This window comes from Crateriforma spongiae, from assembly GCF_012290005.1.
In the GTDB taxonomy this organism is placed as follows: Bacteria; Planctomycetota; Planctomycetia; order Pirellulales; family Pirellulaceae; genus Crateriforma; species Crateriforma spongiae.
Window position 1 is genome coordinate 1,062,686 of the sequence record NZ_JAAXMS010000001.1, and the last position, 22,621, is coordinate 1,085,306.

Below are 22,621 nucleotides of genomic sequence, written 5' to 3' on the forward strand. Positions count from 1 at the left end.
ACGTTTTTTTGGCACTCCAGGTGGCCCCCGAAGTTTGCCCAGCTTCACTCGTTGGAGTACCATCAGAGGGTCCCTAACCTCTGCAATGAATGCGACCGACCACGGTTGCCCCATACTCTTTTCCGCTGATTCGATCACCATGAAGCGTTTGTTCACTGCGGTCTTGGCCGCTGGTTGCTTGTTCGGAACTGCGTCGGCCGATGTCACTTTCAATGCGGTCGGCGAACAGGTGACCATTGATTTCCAAGGGTTCACCGGTGCCGGTTTCGGACAGAGTGCGACGGACACTCAAGGGCAACCGCTAGGCGACGGCACGATGAACACAAGTGACTGGAGTGTTCTTACATTTTTGGATCCTGGGCTTTCCGAATTCGGTGTCAACTTTGACGAAGATATGATTTCGCCCGCACCCAACGAATTTGCACAGGGCAGCTCCAGCGGTTCGACCGCACAGTCTGGTGTTTACAGCTTCGCAACCGGAAAATCCAACACCAATGACGCCGCGCTCGGGTTTCGTCCGGAAGACGATAGCGTTTTCGATGAGGGCGATTTCACGCTGCGTCTCGCGAACAACACTGGATCCAGTTTGTCATCATTCGCCGTGACGTTCTCGGTGTTTGATTTCAATGACAAGAACATGTCCACACAGCTGGATTTTTCGTTTGCCAACTTGGACGATGACCCGGCATTCACAGCAAACACCGCACTGACTCACATCACGGATTCGGACGCCGCCACCGTTCCAGACTGGGATGAAACGGTGCTCAGCACCGTCATCAACTTTGGGACGCCGATCGCCGATGGCGAGCAATTTTTCCTGCGATGGCAGGGCCAGACTGCCGTCGACGATGCTAATGCGGACCCACTGGGTGATATCGTTGCCATTGACAACATCTCGATCACCGCGGTTCCAGAACCTAGTAGCCTGCTCGCCCTGGGTGCTGTCTCCGCCCTCGCCGCACGCCGTTATCGACGTCGCAAGAACGGCTAGGGGAGTCACCATCTGGCAACGCCGTCAAGGAATTGGATGGCTCTTGGTGAATTCGCCCGCTGGACGATGAAGGACGACGTCAACCTAGACGCTCCGCTGTCTTTACCGGCTGTTGTCGCATGGTCACTGCGAATCGCTGATCGGGTTTGCGAACCAGACCCGATCGTTGCCATAGCCGTCGCGAAAATGGATGACTGGGGTGCCATCGTCCGAATCAGCGGATACCAAGGCTCCGGCAAACATCACGCGGCTGATTCCGTCATCTGATGCGGATGAAAAAGCCGGATGATCCTTGGTGATGATCCGATCATCGCTGTGGATCGCGCCCAGTTCCGATGAGTCGTCGATGACGCTGTTCTGGTCATCGTCGTAGCCACGTTGACCTGCGGCCGAATCGGAGCCGATCCATAGCAACGCATCGGCGTCGGGATCAAAGTGAACGCTGGTCAATGATGTTGTGCCGGAACCGGGCGAATCGATGGAATGATACTCGTCACCGAATTGCAGGCACTGTCCGATGCGCAGAACACCGAACAGGACGGCCAACGTCATTGCTGCGGCGATGAACGGCATTGGCGTCGTCGATAGGGACGCCGCCGGGTCATGTTTGCGATCCATCGCTCGGGCTCAGTCTCCGAAGTACTTCGCGACGGACGATTGTTCGACCTCGCGAACCTGAGTGTTCTCCACTCGGATCTCGATACTGATGGCAGGCAAACCTCTGGCAAACGGTGGTGCCGTCTCTTTTTCCCCGATGGCTTTGCTGCCGAAGGAGTTTCCCCCAGCGGAACTTGTGACGTCATCCAATCCGTTGGTCGATGGATCCACCGAGGCGGCATTGCCTGGCAGAGTCGCTGGGGGCGTGCCGTCGCCGTTGTTCAGCCACCATAGCGTTCCTTCGTGCAATCGCGAATTTGGATCCTGTCGTGGCCACTGCAGATATCCATCACTTTCGTAGTCGTCGGTGAAGGTGTCAAAAGCGGGTTGGAACAAGACGATGCTGCCGCGATTGGTAATCATGCGACCGGAATAAAGGAACGGATCGCCGTATTGCGGGGCGTGCCGGGCAAATTGGTTGTATCCCGAAAACCGAGTGTTCGGCAGCAACGCGATATTCATCGCCGGACGGCGTTGGTTCGAAAAGGCGTGGTATCGAAGGTTTCTGTTCCCTCGAATCGCACCGCCAGCCTGGACGGTGTAGGCCAAGTCGACAAAGGCACCCTGCACGCCGTTGACCGGCTGTTGCCGACCGGTTGCCGGTGTGGTGACTGACTGGATCAGTGTGTCGTAGTACGCTGGGTCATTGGGCGTGACCACCCGGTCATCCGAGCCCAACGCCTGGTATTGGCCGTCAATTCCGGGGGACACATAGGTCTGTGCACCCGGATCGAAAGCCTTGACGTCAAACGCCAGAAGGTTGGTCAGTAGGACGTCTTCGCCAACGCGTTCAATTCCCCAGCCATCGCCGAACATGTCGGTGTGAGATAGATCTTGTCCCAAAATGAATTCCGGCCGAAGAAAACCATTCATGTAAGTCGGCGTGACGAATCGTGAACGCACCTGTCGCAGCGGGCTTCCGCCAAACGGCGGTGCCACCGGAGGTGTCATCTGCGTTCCCGCTTGCAAGATCGGCGCGACACCGCCCAGAGCTAACAGCGGCATCGACGTGTAACCATTGGTTCCGTTGGGCGGACTGATGCCCAAAATCGTCTGTGGAACACGAACGTGCGCAAACCGGTTGTGGGGCTGTTGCAATTCGTCCAACGAGTTCGCGAAAACGAAATTACTTGGTGCACCATTGGGCAGCAATCGTCGGCCCATCGAAAGGTCGCACTGTTGGTGAATCGGCCCCATCCCGATCAGCCAAGCCAGCGCCGCCTGTGATTGGTTCAGCCCGTTGCCGCCCGGCGTCTTGATCGCCGGCAAACCGGTACTGGCATCCGAAGGCCATGTATCTGGTTGCAGATAGGTGTAGTTGCCACTGGTGAATTGCGGCAATGCAGGCCCCAGCGTTGTGACACCGTTCAAATTCAAATCGGGGCGGATCAACAACACGCGGCGGTGCAGCTTCATTTGATCCGGGATGCCGTTGCCGTCCAGATCGACGATCGTCGGTTGTGCGGCGGTATCGTAGACGTGGATGGATTGACCGTTGTTCGCGGTGTCCAGTGACGTCTGATATTGCGGGCTGACGTAGTAGATGATTTCCGCATACTGCGACGTGATCACCACGGGATCCAGCGCACCGGCGACGCCGCCGGGAAAATTCGCCGCGTTGTAGGCGACGCCGTTGGCTTCGGCCGTCTTGGCGTCCAGGACAAAACGCGGCACTTTGCCGGTGAATGGAGATCCATCGGGAGCCTTGGCGGTGAATGCCAGGTAATCGTCGTAATCACCGAAACGCGAATCCTGCAACGTGTACTCGTTGTCCTCGGCCGGGGCCCGGCCCATCAGCGTTGCGGTGATGTTGCTGATCGGGCCGTCAAAATAGACCAGGTAGCCTTCGCCCTTGTCGCTGCCCGTTGCCGCTGGGTTGGCGGTGCATCGTGACAGTTCATCACGCATGCGGCGGGTCACGTCACGGACACGGCTGCTAAGGTCCACTTGCGCACGGCTGACGCGTACCTGTTGCCCGACTTTACCGAACGACGAGGCGAGTGCGGCCATCAGCAACAGCGTGATCGCCATCGCGACCATCATTTCGACCAGCGTAAAGCCGACCGCGATCGATTTTCGGTTCACTCTCATTTCTCCACCTGCGAATAGATCACGGTGTTGGCAGCATTGATGTCGGTCCCCGGGCCGGCAAATCCGACGGGGATCGATCGATCAATGACATAGGTCGCCCGGTAACGCCGTTGGCGACCGATGTCGGCGTTGTATTCTTGGCCCAATTGCGACGTCGCACTATCAACTTCGAAATAGCCGATCGTCATCCGCACCATGAAGGTCTGGGATTGGGTGCTGACCAAGTTCGGAATCCGCACCAGCGAATGCAGGTCCATGAACGAACTGCGGCTGCGGTCGGCGTGGGCCGGTCCGGCGCCGTCGGGGGTGAACAGCGGGTCAAAGTCCGACGTTTCCCCGGCTCGCGCGATGGTGCCTTCGGCCGGTGTTCGGTTGCGAAGTGCGTTCGCGTTGCCGCCCGATAGGGTCGGCGCCAAATCGGCATCCAGGCTGGTGCGGAAGATGCCGGCGAACTGTGTCGGCGAATCTTCCGTCAGCGAATTGGGATCGAAGTTGTAGGGTTGCGATTGAATCTGTGGCGGTAACGTCGTCGTGTCGACGATTCGTGAAGCATTTCCGCCGGCGGGCGTGTATCCGCGTCGCGATTCCAAAAACTCTTGATAGCGAGTCGATCCTTGCGCCGTTTGTGTCCGTTCGCTTGACGACAGGTGGTTGAACATCAACCCCATCCACACCGGATATTCGCCAATCGTGTTGAGGTTCAAACGGCCCTGACGGCGGCCGTCCCAGATCTTGTTGTGCGGTGGCAACAGATAGTCGCTCAGTTTTTTCCGGGCATGCAAGAACGTCGAATTGGGATTGGGCACGTAGGGAACGCGTTCCGGATTGATGAATTCGATTTCACCGCGGTAACGCGGCGGCGTGGCCACGAAATCAAAGATGCGAAGGGCCTGCGAAGCATCGTCTTCGGTTTCGTCCGATTGGAAGAAGTTCAGCAAATGCCCGAACGGAGCACGGAAGGTCGTCGGCGGATCCGATGATGCATTGGGATCGTACGGGCTGTTGGTTGCCGATGCGTCATTCAGAGTGAATTCCTCGAACAACCTGCCTTGCGAACACGCCGGCACCATCATGACTTCCATCGGTGACGCAAAGTCGCGGTTCAACCATTCGTGCACCGCAAACGGAGTCAACGGCAGCCCGCGATTGCTGTTCGCACCAGTTTCAACCACGGTCACATCGTCCGCCACCACACCGTTGCTGTTCGCCGGATTGCGAACGTCGCCGAACGCCAGGTTCAAGAAGTTGAACGTGTGGTCCAGGCCTTCTGGATTAGTATCGCCGTCGGAATCGGCGAAAGCGAAATACGTCGATGCGGTGGTATCGATGGGCAGCGTGGCCGGATCGTTCACCGTGTAGCTAAACAAAACATGGGAACCCGTTCCGTTGGATGGAACACCGGTGCGTTGGCGGCTGCCTGCAAGGTAGCGCGTGTCCACGTCGTTACCATTCACGGCCGGCGGACCCACATTGGATTCGCTTTCTTCGCCACTGAAGACGGTCAAATCCAAGGTCATTTGATCGATGGTGATGTACGGATTCGTCACGCGATCAAACGCACGTGTCGGATCGGCCAAACGCTGCAGAAATGCCGTTCGATAGTTTTTCACCGTGCCCAGCATCGGTTCAGCCGGGTTGGCGCTGGTCGCCAAATCCAAAGTCAGGTCACCCACCGGGGCATTGGACAGCAGCAGATCCAGCGGCTGGTCACGCGGCGGGTCATTGATCGGGTCATCCCAGTCGATGTACGAATCGATCAATGGGTATTCGGTGCTGTTGCTGGAATCGTATTGCGCCGTCGGTTCGGGATAGTAACCCGTCGGTGTCGGCAGCGGTTCGCTGATGTTCAGACCAATGCCGTGCACCGGACGCGCCGTGGCTTGCCAGCCAAGCGGTTCGGCGAACGCCCCCATGATCAGCGATAAACCGGGCTGAGACAGACTGGTCGTGTTGGGCGTGTTCAGCGGAGTCGTGTCAAAGTTGTAATGGGCCAGTCCGATCACCGGGTTGGCATTGCTGATCTCGAATCGCTGGGGGCTGTTCCCCGCGGGCGCGACATCACCACTGGACACTTGGCTTCCCAAGTAAGTGACCGGTCGTGGTGCAAGCGTCAGGTATTGTTCACCCAGCAGGCGGGCGTTGTTGCTGCCGCTGCGATTGAAGAACACTCGGGCCACACGGTTCGGGTCACCGGTCAACCACGGCATGACATGGGTGACGTTTTCCAGTTCGGCAACGCTTCCGTAATCCGTGAAGAAGATGAACCGTTCCAGATTCAACCGGCGGTTGTCTTGATTCAGCTCGTCGAAAGGACGGAAGTTCTGGGTGTGTTGCGAATTGCCGTCGTTGTACTGCGTGCCGATCGGGTTGCGTGGCGTCCCAGGGTCAAAGGAATAGCTGTCGGCAAGGTTCAGTGTGCCCGATTGAATCTGGTCACGAATGTACTGCGGTGAAATTTCGCGGTCGTTCGGCGAATTGGCGCCGTCGTAGTGAGGTTCGCTGATGGCGATTCGCCAAACCGGAACCTCGACCACACCATTGGTCGATGGCGTGGTGACCGTCTTGTCCAGTTCCAGTCGATATTGGCCGCCCTGGTACCGATACAACTCCATCGGCAATCCCGGGGCGTGTTGTTGGTCGTTGTTGTTCAAAACACGTTGACGCGGGTTGAACAATTCCAAGAACAGCGAGCCTTGAGGGATTCGGAGTTGGTCGGTATCGGGATCGGGAGGGGTGTCCGATTTGTCGGATCCCGATCCGCCGCCTTCCTGTTTGGTGTCGCGGACTCGGACGTCGTGCAGCGCCAAAGATTCGCTGAACAGCAAGTCGGGGCTTTCAACGCCCCAAACCATCGGGCTGGCCGGTTGGTTTCCCGTGACTGTGTTGCCGTCGAAATCGATGTTCGCATATCCGTCGCCATCGGTGTCGTACGTGACGTTCCAATTTCCGTCCAGCGGATTTCGGTCGTACACGAACGGTGTCATGATCGAATCGGGATCACGATAATCGACGACGTTCACGGCCCATTGGGCCAAACGACGTGCACGGTATTCCGCCGGATCGGTGTTGCCCTGATCGGCAACCGGGAAATCGTATCCGTCGCCGGTGATCGCCATCATCAACACGTAGATGTTTCGGGCCAACAACGTTCGCGGGTTTTCTAACGCGACGTTGTAGCTTGGACCGTCGATCCCGTTGGTGCCACTGGGGCGGACGTTGGAAAGATAGGTGGCGGTGTTGTTCGCATTGCCCGCGTTCGGGTATGCCCGCGTTTCGTAATAGACCTCCAGCGGTTCATCGATGACACCGTTGCCTTCGCTGGCTTCATCGGTGCTGCCGTTGGCGTTATCGTCCACGCCGGAACGCGAGCCACGTCCGTTTTCGATCGTATCGGCGGCCAGCTGACCGAAGGCGTCGTCAACGCCGTTACCGAACGGGCGGTTCAGGTCCAGTTTTTGGCCGAGTTTCAGTTCACGCGGCAAGATCGCATCCAAGTACGCCTGTTCGTTCTGCAGATCGGTTTCGCTGCTGATCCGGCCGTCGCTGTTCAAACGCTGCAGCAGCATTTCCATCAGTGCCAGCGGTGCACCCTGTGACCGCGATCCTTCCGGGGGCAGTGCCGCCGGAACGTCCAGAGAGGTGCTGACGGTCGTCAAATTGCGGGCCGCCGATGCGGGTAATCCCGTCAGACGCGAAATCTGTTCCATGCGGCTGAACAGTGACTGGTCGGCCAAGCCCACCATGTCTTTGGTCCGATAGGCGTTGTCGCCCGACAGAACGCCGCGGGGATCCATTTCGTAGGGATCGTCGATGTTTTCGTCGATCTGCGTTCGGACCGGTGGACCGGCGTCATAGTTGCGAACAATCGTTCCGGAACCGGCGACGAACAGGCGGCCGCTGCGGCTAAGTCCGTAACCACCACGCCCGAACGGGTCGGCCGACAATCCGGTGCCAGCCCCCAGCCAACGTGAACCGACACGTGGCCGATTGATCAGCGAGTCCAGCAGGTCATTGCCCTGCAATCCCGGGTACGCGTAAGGCCATGCCGGAGCGATCCCCAGACGATTCTGATAACGGCCGGTCAATAGGTTCGAATACTGCGTTCCACCGGCAAGCACCTGTGCATCGGCGTGAACCACATTGCCATAGGGCAAAACGATTTCCGCCGGCCCGAATCCAATGCCCCGATAAATCTCTCGATTCACATTGTTGCCGGTCCGAGGGGTTGGATCGAACCACGGTTCGTTCTCCGATGAACTGAGATCCACCGGCGAATCAATCGTCCCGTGGGCATTGACATTCAAGCGTGCCGAAAGGTCTTCGATCAGCGGGGCGACCAACGGTTTGATCAGCCGGCCATCAGGGGCAGTCTTCGTCGGAAGTCCGAAGTCCACCCAAATGCTATCGGGAACACCGTCACCATCGTTGTCGACATCCCACGGTCCGTTGACCAGGGCGTTGACCAGCTGGTCCAAGCCGATCATTTGGGGAATGGACCCGGTCGAGCCAGCATCTCTGTCAACCAACAAGGGCGTTGAAAACGCGGGATCCGTATTACCGCCGTTGAACTGTGGATTGATCGCGTTGGGCAAAACGTTGTTGTTGGCGTCGGAGAATTGACCCTGTGCAAACGACAGCGGACGGAACGTGGCCCGACGAATCGCCTCCACGATCGTTTCCAGTTCGGCTCGGCTGGCGCTGGAAAGATCGTATTGATTGACGATGTAATTGATCAGCGCCGGTCGGTGAAACGACGGAATGATCCGACGTTGTCCGTTGCCGTCGACATAAGTGTGTGACAGGAACCAGTTTTGGAAATCGGCTGCGTCATACGATTCGTCATAATCGCCGTCGATGCCTTGAACCATACGGAACTGATTGTTCGCCTGATTCAAGTATTCCATGTCAGCGGACTTGACCGCCAATGGACCCTGACGCGGGAAACTGGGATTGAACAAATTACGGTTCGAATCCACGGCTCGCGGTTGGAAGGCAACAGGAATCGCTGCGGTCGAATCAGCATACGGAACTGGCGTGTCCTGATCGACATTGTTGCCGTCGAATCCGACACCGCCACCATTCATCGGCTGGCCGTTGATGATAAGCCGAAACCCGGTTTCCCCAGCCGCACCCGCGTTGGCGTATTGTCGCGTCGACATCCAGCCGGGCGTGGTGCTGGCGTAGAATAGCGCGGAAACTGCGTAGGGGTCGGGATTCGTAGCGTTCGGAAAATTGAACAGATCGCCGACGGTCAATTCAGTGCCGTCGGACAATGCGACCTGCAGGTCCGGGTCCAATGCGATGTAAACGCTCAACCGAGTCGAACGATCGTTGGCCGCATCGGGACGCCAACCGATGGACCGAATGATGCGAAACGAATTCCCAGCCAGGGGCCCCGATGCGAGGGTCAACACGCGACCGGAAAAGAAGTCGTCCACACCAAAGACACTGTCGCGTGGATTGATTTGTTCGTTCGGTGTGTTTGCGTGGTCGTCGGGATAGGTGCCGAACAAAGGCATTGCCCAAGTATCGTTCGGGTTCGGCGTGGTCAGATTCAAGACTTGGCGAATACCGTTTTCGTTGTGCTGAAAGAACGACAACGGAATACGGACAAAGCCGCCGCCGACGTGCATTGGACGATCCGCCGCGACACTGGATTCATTGAACGGTCCGGTTTGATCGATTTCACGCACCGCGGTCTGGACCGCATCGGTGATTCCGTACAAATCCGACAGTAAGTCTTCCCCGTACATCGGATGCAGCGGATCGGACGTTCCACGGATCAGTGTGGCGACGGCATCTTTGAAGTCTTCGGACGGTTCGGTCTTGCGCATTTCACGCGACGCGATCCCGAAGGCCGACTGTCGCGAACTGCTGGTGTAGGTCACATAGGTCACCACCAGAATGCCCAGAAAGGCCAGCATGCTAAGCACGACCAACAGGATGATTCCTGACCGCCGGTTGTCACCGCAGGGGCGAACCGGTCGCGATTGGAACGATCGCGTCATGTTTCGTGTTTGTCGTTTCAAAGTGGGTCCGTTCATGGTGTTCACCGAGGGATCCGAGGGGGATCGTTCGCCGTTCGTTGCCGGTGTGCAACGTCAGCGTTCGGTCACGTTCGCGTGTTCCGTGCGGTGCGCGACAGATCAAAGTTTGAAAAGCTGGATCGATCCGCGGTGCCCTGCGTTTCGATCCGATGGTTCTTAGGGGCGGCGGATGGTTCGTTCGGTCACTGAAACGACTCCGCGTACCAGGGTCATCACCGTGTTGTCGTCGACGAAACCGTCTGCCGGGCCCGGCGTATCGATGAGATCATTGGCTAGAGAGTCGAATCCGAAACTCCAGTCGGGGCCATCGAGCATCAAACGCATATGCCACACTTCGTAGGGTGTCCCGTGCACGGGATCGTTGAAGATGATGCGATCGGGTTCGCCACTTGTCGTTTGGCCGACGACGCCCGCCACTCGGAACCAGCGGTGAACTTCGCCGCCGGGAATGCCGGGCAAGGTATCGCGTGACATCATCACCCATTGGCCGGGAATGATCGTCGGATCCACATAAGTGGACATCACAATTTCCACGGTACCGCCAGCGCCGCCGGTAAACCCGCCGGCGTAGGTGACGTAGGCCACACGTTCTTCGGTCGCGTTTGCTTCGGGGGCATCGGCGTAGACGCCGTTCAGCGTGCCTTCGGGGCCCGCGTTGGGATAAGTGAAGAAAGTGCGATCGCGATTTTCGATCACGGCCACGGACACCGATGAAGTTGAACCACCGGGGATTTCGTTAACGGTGGCGATCCAACTGTAGGTGCCTTCGGTTTGTGCTTTGCCGTAAGTCATCACCGTACCGGTGATCGCTTCGCCCGCGATGATCGGTGCCAGTGTTTGGTCCTTGGGCTTGGTGATATTCAGATCATTGCCCGATTCGGAAAGGTAGTTGGCTTCGGTTCCCGAAATGAATTGTCCCGCCGTACTGACCCCACGATTGATCGTCACACGGGTCAGACGCGGCATCGGTGGCCACTGATTCGATGCCGTCACCGGCAACGATGGGTTCACCAGCGGGTTGTAATTCGCTTTGTAATACGGGAATCGTATTCGACGGTGTCCGTTGGTTCCCGCGGTGAAGTAACTGACGTACTTTCCGTCCGGCGAATTGGCGGCGTTGTAGGGCAAATACCCGTTTGGGTCGGCGACAAACAGTGGGTCGATACAAACCGAGTTGCTGCTCAGGTTCATGTTGCCGACGCCCTGCCAAAGCGTCGGATCTTGCCCCCGTCCCGGACGTCGCTGGTAATCGGGGTGCATCAGGTCGTTCAAGAAGGTCGGGGTGTTTTCCAGAATCGCAAAACGTTGTCCACCGTCGGAATACTCTGGAACCATTGATCCCAGTTTGGCGAAATCTGGTTGCAACACCCAGCGTCCCGGTTGGCCGTAGTTGCGTGCTTGAAATTCGGCCAAAGCGGCGTTGGCCAGCGAGGTCGCATTGTTCAGGCTGACCGCATCTTTGGCTTGCCGGCCGGCGATTGGCAGGATCGATACCAACCCGACCAGCCCGATCAAGATGATGCCCATGGCGAAAGCGACTTCGACCAAGGTCACACCCTGCCTGTCGCGACCACCGGCGTGTCTGCGGAAAAGTTTGAAATCACTCATTACAGGTCCTCCAACGTGTCGGAGTTGAAGGCGTACGTTCGGGCCACCAAAGCCGCGTTGGCCATGTTTTGTTCGATGGTCAGATTCGGATCGACCGGTCGCGTTGACGCGATCGGGGATACCGCGACGTTGCCGTTGCTGGGGTTGATCACGATCCAAACGCTATCGCCGTCCAGAATGTTGGACACCGCGCGGTCCTCGGTGGAAAACGGGGCGTCCGGGCGGATGCCGTCGGTCTTGCCCAACAAGAAAAAGATCTGGCCGGTCGGACGTCGCTCGTTGAACGCGTAGGGGGCCGCACCGGGCATGGCGGACCCGACCGACTGGACGCTGCCGTCGGGGGCGAAAACGATCGCGATGTTCAGGAAAGTGATCGGGTTGTTCGGGTCGGTCGAATTCATCGCCACGTTGCCCGCGGTGGCGTCGATGAAGTAAGGCGAAAATTCGATGCCCGCGGGCAGGCCGCCTGAATAGGTTGCCGTGCCCGAAAAATTCAGGTCGATCGCCATGCCCTTCATCAAGTTCATCGGCGAAGTTTGCGACGGCGATGGCTGGCGGAAAATCTGAAAACGCGAGGCCCGCCAAGTGTTGTCGGCCGTTGCGTTGACGGCACCGGTCGGCAACTCAAAGGTCGGGAATGCGCCACCACCGATTTCAACAAAGCTTCGCGAATCAAATCGGATCTTGATGTAAGGTCGGTCGTCGGTGGGCAATGCCGGCAGCGGCAACGCGTTCCACTTGGGATAGTTCAAATTGTTTCGATTCCATGGCGGCGTGATCGCCCCATAGCTGGCCAAATCCAGATCGTTGGCGTCACTGAAACCGATCGCCATGATGCGAACCGGGCGGCTGCCTTCGAAACTGATCAGATCGCCGGCTTTGATCGGTGCCGCGCCGTCATTGGTCGAGTCGCCATCGTTCAGCACTTGCGCACTGAGCCGTAGCAACGGGTTTTCTTCCTGGCGAAACAGGCAAGCGTTGAATTGACCGGTGCGGGTGGTGCTATTGCTGTTGGCGACCTGCGGCGTGCTGAAGACGAAATCATCATGAATGATCACGCACCGGGTGTCGGGGGATTCACCGCCATAGGACGGCACCCCGTTGGTCATGCGAAGACGCGTGCTGTATGACCTGGCGAACGGATCGGTCGTGCCCGCTCGTTCGATCACCACGCCGACCGGACGTCCGGTGGCGATCGCACGATCCCGTGCGGTCGTCAGATAGGCGACGACCTGCCGTGAGGTTTGTGATTCTTTTTGGTCTTTCAGCGTTTGCTTGATGGCGGGCAAACCGATGCCGGCCAACAGCATCAACAAGACCATGACCACCATGATTTCGACCAACGTGAATGCACGTCGGTGCTTCGGTCGTGACGCGTGGATACTCATTGGGCGTCTCCCGTCAGACCGTGGTTGGTGATGTTGTCCGACAGACCTTCGAAGGATCCGTCACCGTCGGTGTCAAAAACGCCCCCGATTGCACCTGCGGCGCCGTTGTTTTGGACCAGCGACTGTCGCAGGAACGGATCAACGTAAAAGAAGTTCTGTGGTCGGCCGGCCGTTTGATTACCAACCCATGCTTGAGTGTTGGGCCAGGTTTCCAACGGATAAATCACATCGAAATTGTTGTTGTCGCTGCGGGTCTGAAAGAACCGCAGATCAAACACTCCGTCCGGACCCGCCGAGACAACCAGTGGTTGAAGCGATCGAGGCAGCGGCTGAGCGTTCACCGCCGAAGAAGCGTTTTCCGCATACGCAAAGTCGGCACGGAACACGTCGTACTCCTCCGGTTCCACGTTGGCCAACACTGTCGGCGGGGCCGGGTTAGCCGGTTCGACGTAACCGACCGGCCAGCGGATGAACCCCAGTGGGACACCCCAGGCGTCGACGATTTCCGGCACTCCGTCACCGTCGGTGTCTTCGACGTGGCCGCGTGGAAGCATTTCGATCGCAGACGTGCCGCTGATGAACGTCGTCGACATGATCAGGTACAAACATTCGGCCGGGCTGTTGGCCGGGCTCCATGATGTCGTGAACCCGAGTTGGTTGTTCGGGACGATCCGTGGGATACGTGCGCGGTAAGCCGACAACTGGCCAGGAACGTTGTGGTTTTCCGTCCGAAAATCGTTGTCGGTGTCGTTCCACCAGCTGTAACGTGCGACCGTCACGCTTGGGATAAAGGTGCCGTCAGGTTGTCGATCGGACACTCGGACGGGGCCCGCAATGGTGACTGGGTCGGTCCAGACACCGCTGATCCATTCGTCCGGCTGACCATCCTTGTTGCGGTCGGATGTCAGATCGGGACTTAAGACGAAGAACGGATCGTTGGTGGCGTTGGTCACCCGATTGTCAGTGATGCGAATCAGGTCGCTGTATCGATCCGGCAGGTACATGCGAATCGCGTCGCGCCGCATCTGCAGACGAACCCGCTCGGCTTCATCGGCCGGAATCGATGGGATCCGCTGGGTGGTCCGAGCAACGTTATGTTCCAGCGGCAACGGCAGCGAATTCAATTCATCCAGTCGTTGACGGATGACGCCATCCACGACGCTGATGACGGCTTGGGTCCGAGCGATGCGTGATGACCGGCGTGCGGTGGCCATCATCGAAGCACCCATGCCCAACAGCAGGCCGCCGACGACCAGCACGACCATGATTTCCACCAGCGTGAACGCCGATCGTGGTCGTTGCCGCCAGCGTCGCAGGCGGATCGGTCGTGGTTTGAACAAGACAAGCATGACAGTCGACAAGAAAAGAGGGATCGGTTGGGTCGGGCGCGCCAACGGCGTTGGCACCGCGCCGCGGGCCGATCAGGTTTCCAAATCGCTTTCCAGTGTTCGGGAGCTGAAGTTGGTGATGTTGTCCAAATGGGCGTTGCCTTCGGATCCGTTGACGGCACCGTCTTCTTGGAAGCCGTCCATACCGGTGATCAAAGTTTGCTGAGGCGACGTCGCGTTGCTGTTGATCGTCATCGCCTTGCCCGTCTTTTCGATGAAGTACGCGGGCAAATCGTTGGCGGCCACGGTGTTTTGTGCCGCCGTCATGGGCATGCGGATCAGCGTGCCGAACGTGTCGTCGGTACCAGCCGCGATGATCTGGAATGACTTGTCGTTTGCGAACTTCCAACTTTTCAGCGACGCATCCGGTTCGGTGCCCCATCCGCTGCCGGTCGGCGAAACGGGCACGTTCGTCTTGTACGGACGGACGCCACCAAAATCGGGGTTGTAATACCCGTTGTATGGATTGGCACCGGCGACCAACGTCGATACGGCGTCAGGAATGCCGCCATAGGTTCGCGATTCGAAGTAGACGAACGGTGCGGCGCGACCATCCATCTGATAGGCGGGGATCAAGTCACCGTCGTCGGTCGAATTCACTTGACCACCGGTTTCGGCTGCGGCCGCGTTGATGGTCAAACGTGCGACGTCGAATTCGAACAGTGCATCGTTGCGCGAAACGTTGTATTGAAAGTCGGCAACGTTCGTGGTCGTCGTGTATGCCGCATTGTTTTGTGCCAAGCGACATTCAAAAGGTCCACCGGCTCCGGTCAATGGATAGGCTGCGTCGTCGCTGAATCCACCCAAGAACAAAACCAACGCTTCGCTGCGATCGATCGCGGCGGGGTTGAAGCGGCCGTTGCCGTCGTGACACATGTTGTAAAGCAGCGTCAGGTCGCGTTGCGACATTCGCGGGAAGGCTTTCTTCAGGTGTCGCTGGGCGATCGTCCAGCTGCTCATGTCCGGCGGGTAATCGCCGTACTTCAAGTTGTATTGTTCCACCGAGTCGGCCAATTGCGTGATTTCGACTTTCAAAGCCGTTTCGCGACCGGTGGCGATCACATTGGTGACCGCAGGAATCGCGATCCCGGCCAAGATGCCGATGATCACAATCACGACCAGGATTTCCACCAGGGTGAACCCGTGCCGAGCCGCCAGTGATTGGCGGGCCGCTGGATCGATGTGACGATCCGGCGAAGAGGCGTCGTGATGAACTTGCGTTGTTGACATGAAGGCTACCCGTGTCGGCTCGTGTCCGTGAGTCGTGTAAGAGTCGTGAAAAGCTTCGCCGTCTTCGGCGTTGGTTGGATGGAAAAGGATCAAGTCAAACCACTGATCAATTCGACCAAGGGCATGAACAGACTGATGACGATGAAACCAACCGCCAGCCCCAGGAACACGATCATCAACGGTTCCATCAGAGCGGTCAGGCCGTCGGTCATGACGCGGACTTCTTCGTCGTACGTGTCGGCGACCTTGTAAAGCATCGTGTCCAGTTCGCCGGTTTCTTCGCCGACGTCGACCATGTTGACGACCAAGTCATCGACGACGCGGCTCTTGATCTTCGTCAGGTAAAACAGGCCGGCCAACGCCGCACCGCCGACAAACAATTGGCCGCCCCAGCTGAACAATGATTGGACCATCGTGCCGTCATCCAGCTTGGTGCCTTTGGCGGTCACCGCGATCGACAACAGGAACACGCCGGGGAAAGCGCCGAAGATGATCCAAAAGACCAGCGTCATCGGGTGAAAGCCCAGCACGCTGTATTCCTTCAAGGGTTTACTGATCACTTCCCCTTCGCGAATCGAATCGTTGACCTGTGAAAACAGGCGTTCGAACATCGCGTTGCCGGCGGTTTCCCGGGTGATGTTGATCGCTTCCAAAATCGGCACACCGCTGCTGACCAGGGTGCCCAAGGTTCGCGTGGTCCGGGCCATGATGTTCTTTTCGATCAGAGCACCGAAAATCGGGACCCGAATGATGAACATGTCGAATCCCATGCGACCGTGCCGGAATTTTCGTAACAGCTTCAGCACGATCAGCAAACAGATCGGAAGCGCGAACAACAGGAACCAATAGTCCTTGATGTAATTGCTCATCGCGATCAACAGGATCGTCGGTGTCGGCAACGACAACCCGAATTCCTCGAACATCTCTTCGAACGTCGGAACGATGAAGACCATGATAAACGACAGAATCGCGATCGCGACCAAGACGACGATGACCGGATAGATCAACGCCCCTTTGACCTTTCGCTTCAAGGATTCGGCGCGTTCCAGGAAGTCGGCCAGACGCTGAAGGATCAACTCCAGTGCACCACCGGCCTCACCGGCTTTGATCATGTTGACGTACAGCCGCGAAAACACTTTGGGGCATTTGGACATCGCTTCGCTGAGCGTTGCCCCGCCTTCGATTTCGTCACAGACGTCCATCAAGGCGTTTTTCAGTTTGCCCGGTTTGGCGTTGCCTTCCAAGATTTTCAGGCTGCGCAGGATCGGCAGACCGGCATCTTGAAGGATCGACAACTGACGTGTGAACGCACAGATGTGTTTCGTACCACCGCCACCGATGGCGAAGGGGCGTTTTTTCTTCGCGCCCGCCGCCGTGGTCGCCGTCTGTTTTTTGACGGCGATCTTGGTGACGAAGTAGCCCATCTGACGGATGGTGGTCTGGGCTTCTTCTTCGTTGGCCGCATCGATTTCGTCCCGGATCTCTTGTCCGGTCGCGTCCATCGCTTCGAATTGATAGGTAGGCATGACTTCGCTTCGCGAAGAAGGGAAAAGGTCGTCAGGTTACTGGTTCACGGGCAGATGACATTTAGTCATGCCGGCTTGATTCAAGACTGTTCCGGGCTGTCGCCGGATGAAGTCCGCAAAGATCCGTCACCCGGTGAAAACGCGTAGTTTTCTGCAGATTCCCGAATCTGCGTGGATCGGTATTGGATCAATGACTGCAGCATCTTGGACAAAACCTTCGCTTCGTCCGCGATGTGTTTGGCTTGTTCTGATTTCAACTCGTTGACCTTTCCGGCGATCAAAGCCTGAGTCCGCAATTCGGCGACGGAACCCTTGGCGATGGTCAGAAAGCGAATGAAATCTTTGGTGGTTCGTTCGTAGCCTTCGGCAATGTTGGATGCGATCGAAACGGCCGAACGCTGCATCTGGTCTTGCAGACCCCACGGCTGTTTTCGATCAAACGCTTGGTACACGCAAACCGCTAAACGGCATGCGCGTTTCCATACTTCTAAGTCTTCGTAGGTTTGGGCCATCGTGTCCGTCAATCTTCTCGCCGGACCGTCCGGGGACGCTGCCTGTGACCTGTTTTCCAGGTAACCCGGCAGGCCTTACTCCTCCACCGTCTCGCGGAGGACTTCGTCCAGGGTGGTGATGCCTTGGGACGCCATGTTCATGCCGTAATCGCGTAGCGGGATCATGCCGTTGCGGGCCGCTTCGTCGCGGATCTCGTCGGTCGACGCGTTGCCCAAAACCATTTCACGGATGGTGTCGTTCAGCAGCATCAATTCGAACAAAGCCACGCGGCCTTTGTACCCGGTGTTGTTGCACTGTTCGCACCCGACACCCTTGTAAAACGTCGTCCCGTCCACCGCTTCGCGGGTCATCCCCAGGTCACGTAGCAACTCATTGCTGACATCGGTTTCCTCGCGACACTTCGAACAGATTCGCCGCACCAAGCGTTGGGCCAGGATCGCTTCGACCGTCGCGCAAATCATGAACGCTTGGATGCCCATGTCTTTCAGTCGTGTCACCGTGGCGGGGGCACTGTTGGTGTGCAACGTGCTGAAGACCAAGTGACCGGTCAGCGAAGCTTGGATGGCGATTTCGGCCGTCTCCAAATCACGGATTTCGCCGACCAGGATCGTGTCGGGGTCTTGCCGCAGGATGGCCCGCAGACAGCTTGCGAACGTGACGCCCACGGCGCTGTCGATCGGGATCTGAATGATGCCGTCGATGTCGTATTCGACCGGGTCCTCGGTTGTGATCAATTTGTCTTTGATGTCGTTCAGTTCGGTCAACGCCGAATACAGCGTGGTCGTTTTTCCCGAACCCGTGGGGCCGGTCACCAGCACGATGCCGTTGGGGCGGTCGATCGCTTTGCGAAAATTCGCGATCGTCGCTTCGTCCATCCCCACGTTGTCCAGGGACAGGTTCACGACGCTGCGGTCCAGCACCCGCATGACGACGCTTTCGCCGAAGATCGTCGGCAACACGCTGACGCGAAGGTCGACCGGGTGACCACCGACCATCAATTCGATTCGGCCGTCTTGGGGCATGCGGCGTTCGGCGATGTCCAAGTCCGCCATCACTTTGATCCGTGTCGTGATCGCGAACGCCAAGTGACGCGGCGGCGGGACCATTTCGTACAGCACGCCTTCGGCCTTGATCCGAATCCGGAATTCGTCTTCGAACGGTTCAAAGTGGATGTCGCTGGCGTGGTCCTTGATGGCCAGCAACAACACCATGTTCAACAGCTTTCGGACCGGCGCCGAATCGGCCAACGCCTCGGCATCGGTGATGTTGAACTTTTCGTTGTCCAGCGCGTTAATCGACGCCTTGAGTTCTTCGTCTTCGGCCAGTTCGGCGACCAGTTTTTCAACGCTTTCCGATTCGCTGTCGTAGTACTTTTCGATCGCTTGCAGCACGTCGTGTTCGGTGGCCACGACCATGCCGATTTCTATGCCCAGGAACGTCCGCAATTCGTCTTGGATCGTCAAGTTTTGCGGATCGCACGTGGCCACGGTCAGCCGGTCGTCTTCAAAGGCGACCGGGATGACGCGGTACAGTTGCGCCATGGTTTCGGAGATCTTTTCCAACACCTCCGGGGCCAAATTGGCATCGCCCAGCGACACCGTTTGCATGCCCATTTGTTCGGCGAGCGCTTGGGCAAGCTGCTCGTCGGTGATCAACGTCATTTCTTCGGCGACCTTGCCGAACAGAGCGCCGGGTTGTTGTTCCTGTTCGGCGAGGACGGATTCCAGTTGTTCGTCGGTCATGAAACCGAGGTCGACAAGGATCTGTCCGATGCGGCGTGTGGCCATGGGGGCGATTAGCGGTTAGCGAAATAGCGTGTGGGAATGTTTCAAAGGTGTCGTTCAATCGTCTTCGCCGACGGGCATCGCTTCGTCGCCAAGACCCTTGCGAGCCTGGACGATGCGGCGGGCCAAGTCGTCCGGACGGTGGGCTTTGGCCAAGGCGTCTTCGACGGTGACCTTTTCCGATTTCCAATGGTTGAACAAAGCGTCGTCCATCAGCTGCATGCCGAATTTCGCTCCGGTCTGGATCGAGCTGTTGATACGGAAGGTCTTGTTTTCACGGATCAGGTTCGACACCCCGGGGGTGACCACCAAGACTTCGTAAGCCGCACAGCGACCGCCGCCGATTCGGGGCAACAGGGTTTGGGCGACCACGCCGATCAGCGAACTGGCCAGCTGGGTTCGGATCTGGTCCTGCAGGTTCCCGGGGAACGCGTCGATGATTCGGTTGACCGTGCCCTGGGCACTGTTGGTGTGCAGCGTGCCGAACACGATGTGCCCCGTTTCCGCCGCGCTGATCGCCGCTTCGATCGTTTCCAGGTCACGAAGCTCGCCGACCAGAATCACGTCGGGGTCTTGCCGCAACGCCCGCCGAATCGCTTCGGAGAAACTCGGCACGTCCACGCCGACTTCCCGCTGATTGATCGTGCTCTTGATGTGGTCGTGATAGAACTCGATCGGGTCTTCGATCGTGATGATGTGGTGGTCGACGGTTTCGTTCAGCAGGTGAATCAGCGAAGCCAGCGTTGTTGATTTCCCCGAACCGGTCGGTCCGGTCACCAGGAAAAGACCCCGCGGGCGGTGCACCAGTTTGACAACGCTCTCGGGCAATCCCAGTTGTTCGGGGGTCAGCTTGTCGTTGGGGATTTGACGCAGCACCATCGAAATGAAGCCGCGTTGTTTGAACACCGAAACCCGGAAACGTGCCAATTCGCCGAACGCGAACCCGAAGTCCGTGCTTCCCGTTTCTTGCAGTTCCCGTTGGCACCGTTCCGGCGTGATGCTTTTCATCAGCGCGACGGCGTCTTCGGCGTCCAGTGTTTTGGTTTCCAGTTTCCGCATCCGGCCGTGCAAGCGAAACACGGGCGGTTGACCGACGACGATGTGAATGTCGCTGACGCCTTGCTTGATGGCGGCCTGCAACAGTTTGTCGATCAACACGGTTGCCATGACGATTCGTCTCTTTGGGCGGTGAAGCGGCCGTCCGGGCCGTTCGGGATTAGCAATAGCCCCGTCAATTTGGCCTGGGCGGGTGACCCGACGGCGTTGGCCAAGGGAAGGCGGGGAAAAGTGAAAAGGGTGTGAAGGGGAATTCCGCCGCACTAGCCGGCGGGTTCGCCCGTCTGACAGCCATTATCGCAGCAAAATTCCGCTTTTCAAAGAAACCCGCCGGTTTCACGCGGGTTAGGTGCGGATTTATGAACCCGCCCATTCGGGCGGTTCGGTGCAGTTGCGTGGCGTCCGCTTGGCCGCGCCCGGTTCTTTTGGGGTGCTGTGGTCACCCTGTGCGTTGGGTGGTCAGCGGCGTTGCGTCGGTGCCGGGTCTGAGCTGGCTGTTACAGCGAATCCAGGTCTTTGACGATGTGGCTCATGGCCAACTGTTCCTGTTCGGTTCGCTTGGCGACTCGGTAGACCTCTTCGAAGCTGGTGATCCCGCGAATCACCTTCAGCATGCCGTCGGCGTAGAGCGTGGACATGCCGTTTTCGATCGCAAGTTCCCGGATTTCATTGGTCGCGGAGCCCTTGAACATCATCTCGCGAAGCTTGTTGTTGATCAGCATCAGTTCATAGATGCCGACGCGTCCGCGGTAGCCCGACTTGCCACAGTAGGTGCAGCCCTTGCCCTTGGCGAATTCCGCCTGCTTGACCATTTCGGGCGGCAATCCGCTGTCGGCGATCAGGCTTTCCGGCGGCGTCCATCGGGTCTTGCATCTTGGGCAAATCGTCCGCACCAGCCGCTGGGCCAGCACGGCGATGACGCTGCTGGCGACCATGTAGCCAGGTACACCGATGTCCACCATCCGACTGATGGCACTGGGCGCATCGTTCGTGTGCAGTGTACTGAAAACCAAGTGTCCCGTCAGTGACGCCTGGATTCCCATTGATGCGGTCTCGTGATCCCGCATTTCGCCGACCAGGATGATGTTGGGTGCCTGACGCAGCATCGCGCGAATGATGCGGGCAAAGTCCAGTCCGATGCTGTGCCGGACTTCCACCTGGTTGATCCCCGGCAGGTAATACTCCACCGGGTCTTCGGCGGTGATGATTTTGCGGTCCGGGCGGTTCAGCGCGTTCAGGGCGGCGTACAGTGTCGTGGTCTTCCCCGATCCCGTCGGGCCGGTCACCAGGACGATCCCGTTGGGCCGGCGGATCAGGCCGTTGAAATTGCGATAGTCGCGCTGGGACAGGCCCAGCTGGCGGACGCCGACCTTGATGTTGTCCTTGTCCAGCAGCCGCATCACGCACGACTGGCCGTGGTTGGTCGGGATAATGCTGACCCGCAAGTCAAGCTGCTTGTCGCCAACGGTGATCTTGATCCGCCCGTCGGTGGGGCGTCGCTTTTCGCTGATGTCGATCTTCGACAGGATTTTGATGCGGGCGATGATGGCCGACAGCATCCGCCGGGGGGCGTTTTCCCTTTCCACACAAACGCCGTCAATTCGATAACGGATTCGAACCCTGTCTTCGAAGGGTTCGACGTGGATGTCGCTGGCCCGCAATTGGACCGCTTCTTGGATCATCAGGTTGACCAGCCGGATGACCGGTGCGCTGCCGTCGTCGACGACTTCTTCCCCGCCACCGCCGTCTTCACCCTCGGTTTCGGTGAAGTCGATGGCCGTGTCGGTGAATTCCTGCAGCATACTGTCGGCCGATTCACCTTCGACCTGGCCGTAATACTGGTTGATCGCTCCGTTGATCGATTCCCGCGGGGCGATCGCGGTTTCGATCTTTCGGTTCAGGATGAAACGCAGCTTTTCGATCGTTTCCAAGTCGAACGGGTCTGCGATCAGGATTTGCAGCGCCCCGTCTTCTTCGCTGTACGGGATGACCGTGTTTTCACGGGCCACCGATTCGGGGACCAGTTCGATGACGTTTTCCGGGATCCGTGTTTCGCGAAGGTCGACAAAGGGGATCTTGTGGAAATCCGCCAGCGCTCGAGCGACGTCCTCGGGGGCGGCATATTCCGACTTTACCAACACGTCGCCGACGTCTTGATCGGTATCCTTGGCGATCTGTTCCGCTTCGGCCAGCTGCTCGGCACTGATGATGCCGCGTTTGATCAGCAGATGGGTAAAGTCCATGGCGGCTTGGCTCATCGTGTTTGTCTTCGTCCCGGAAAGAGAGAGTGGAGCAAGAGAGTGGACGGAAAAGAGACGCGTCGCGGATGGATCGCGTCAACG

General features: G+C 58.1%; 13 protein-coding genes. 1 reads left to right on the forward strand and 12 read right to left on the reverse strand.

Annotation, left to right across the window (positions count from 1 at the left end):
• The first annotated feature begins 85 nt into the window (after nt 1-85).
• Nucleotides 86-991, forward strand: a complete 906-nt coding sequence (locus HFP54_RS04010) for a PEP-CTERM sorting domain-containing protein (RefSeq protein ID WP_168564108.1) — start codon at nt 86-88, stop codon at nt 989-991.
• 123 nt (nt 992-1,114) lie between these two features.
• Here HFP54_RS04010 and HFP54_RS04015 read toward each other — a convergent pair whose 3' ends face one another.
• The 12 genes from HFP54_RS04015 to HFP54_RS04070 all read right to left on the reverse strand — a co-directional run bounded on the left by HFP54_RS04015 (nt 1,115) and on the right by HFP54_RS04070 (nt 22,537).
• Entirely contained in the window at nt 1,115-1,609 is a 495-nt protein-coding gene (locus HFP54_RS04015) for a hypothetical protein (RefSeq protein ID WP_168564109.1), read from the reverse strand.
• A 9-nt stretch (nt 1,610-1,618) separates the two neighbouring features.
• Nucleotides 1,619-3,733 (reverse strand): PulJ/GspJ family protein, encoded by a 2,115-nt coding sequence (locus tag HFP54_RS04020; protein ID WP_168564110.1) that lies wholly within the window; start codon nt 3,731-3,733, stop codon nt 1,619-1,621.
• A gap of 2 nt (nt 3,734-3,735) precedes the next feature.
• Entirely contained in the window at nt 3,736-9,783 is a 6,048-nt protein-coding gene (locus tag HFP54_RS04025) for a hypothetical protein (protein WP_168564111.1), read from the reverse strand.
• A gap of 159 nt (nt 9,784-9,942) precedes the next feature.
• Entirely contained in the window at nt 9,943-11,394 is a 1,452-nt protein-coding gene (locus tag HFP54_RS04030; RefSeq protein WP_168564112.1) for a type IV pilus modification PilV family protein, read from the reverse strand.
• On the reverse strand, nt 11,394-12,782 hold the full coding sequence (locus HFP54_RS04035; RefSeq protein ID WP_168564113.1) for a pilus assembly FimT family protein: 1,389 nt from the start codon (nt 12,780-12,782) through the stop codon (nt 11,394-11,396). The genes HFP54_RS04030 and HFP54_RS04035 overlap by 1 nt, the downstream gene beginning before the upstream one ends.
• A complete protein-coding gene (locus HFP54_RS04040; protein WP_168564114.1) occupies nt 12,779-14,131 on the reverse strand; it encodes a prepilin-type N-terminal cleavage/methylation domain-containing protein in 1,353 nt (450 codons plus the stop codon). The genes HFP54_RS04035 and HFP54_RS04040 overlap by 4 nt, the downstream gene beginning before the upstream one ends.
• A 72-nt stretch (nt 14,132-14,203) precedes the next feature.
• On the reverse strand, nt 14,204-15,400 hold the full coding sequence (locus HFP54_RS25160) for a prepilin-type N-terminal cleavage/methylation domain-containing protein (protein WP_206035973.1): 1,197 nt from the start codon (nt 15,398-15,400) through the stop codon (nt 14,204-14,206).
• Nucleotides 15,401-15,489: 89 nt separating this feature from the next.
• Nucleotides 15,490-16,926: a type II secretion system F family protein gene (locus tag HFP54_RS04050; RefSeq protein ID WP_146412767.1), complete on the reverse strand. Its 1,437-nt coding sequence runs from the start codon at nt 16,924-16,926 to the stop codon at nt 15,490-15,492.
• A gap of 80 nt (nt 16,927-17,006) precedes the next feature.
• On the reverse strand, nt 17,007-17,438 hold the full coding sequence (locus HFP54_RS04055) for a four helix bundle protein (protein WP_168564115.1): 432 nt from the start codon (nt 17,436-17,438) through the stop codon (nt 17,007-17,009).
• A gap of 75 nt (nt 17,439-17,513) precedes the next feature.
• Nucleotides 17,514-19,226: a GspE/PulE family protein gene (locus HFP54_RS04060; protein WP_146412771.1), complete on the reverse strand. Its 1,713-nt coding sequence runs from the start codon at nt 19,224-19,226 to the stop codon at nt 17,514-17,516.
• 54 nt (nt 19,227-19,280) lie between these two features.
• Nucleotides 19,281-20,390: a type IV pilus twitching motility protein PilT gene (locus tag HFP54_RS04065; RefSeq protein ID WP_146412773.1), complete on the reverse strand. Its 1,110-nt coding sequence runs from the start codon at nt 20,388-20,390 to the stop codon at nt 19,281-19,283.
• A 386-nt stretch (nt 20,391-20,776) separates the two neighbouring features.
• Nucleotides 20,777-22,537 (reverse strand): GspE/PulE family protein, encoded by a 1,761-nt coding sequence (locus HFP54_RS04070; protein WP_146412775.1) that lies wholly within the window; start codon nt 22,535-22,537, stop codon nt 20,777-20,779.
• Nucleotides 22,538-22,621 lie beyond the last annotated feature (84 nt).